At 34.9% G+C, this 616-nt stretch carries 1 protein-coding gene; it reads left to right on the top strand.

Annotated features, from left to right (window positions below):
• The first annotated feature begins 264 nt into the window (after positions 1–264).
• Positions 265–423 (top strand): 50S ribosomal protein L34, encoded by a 159-nt coding sequence (gene rpmH / locus ACYVAA_RS19865; RefSeq protein ID WP_186756147.1) that lies wholly within the window; start codon positions 265–267, stop codon positions 421–423.
• Positions 424–616: the final 193 nt, after the last annotated feature.

Raw genomic sequence — 616 nt, 5'->3', positions numbered from 1 at the left:
TTAGCTGAAATTGTATAAATTGATTGAGTGGATTGTTTCTATATATCAGGTATTCCATTTACATTTGTGCTTTGCTTTAAACAAAAGTAATCCACTGGTTTGTAAATAAAAAAAAACGTAGCTATCTTTGCAATCCTTTTTAGGGGTTACTGGAAAGGCAATCAAAGGAAAGCAGTAAAATTAAAAAACATAATCAGTCTTGTGGAGTGTCCAGTCCGATAACAGGAGTAAGGGCTTTGTAAGCTGATAGAAAATTAGACGATCATGAAAAGAACATTCCAACCTTCTCGTAGAAAAAGAAGAAATAAGCATGGCTTCAGGGAAAGAATGGCAACACCTAACGGAAGAAGGGTAGTTAAGTCAAGAAGAGCTAAGGGCAGACATAAACTTACGGTGTCTTCAGAGAAAACTCTTAAGAAGTAATTTGTTCTTCATAGATGCCTTATCGTTATGGACTATAGGCTTCCAAAGAATGAACGATTACATTCTAAAAAGTTAATAAAGGAACTTTTTGATAAAGGTTCCTCTTTTTTTTTATATCCCTTCAAGGTCATTTACCTCACTTTGGAGGAAGATGCCGAAACTAATCAGGTGCTTTTTCCTGTTTCCAAAAGGA

This window comes from Echinicola sediminis (assembly GCF_054777495.1).
This window is presented reverse-complemented; position numbering and strand designations above follow the sequence as displayed.

Coding starts and splice junctions, on each gene's coding strand:
- rpmH (WP_186756147.1), top strand. CDS start 265: ATGAAAAGAACATTCCAACCTTCTCGTAGAAAAAGAAGAAATAAGCAT.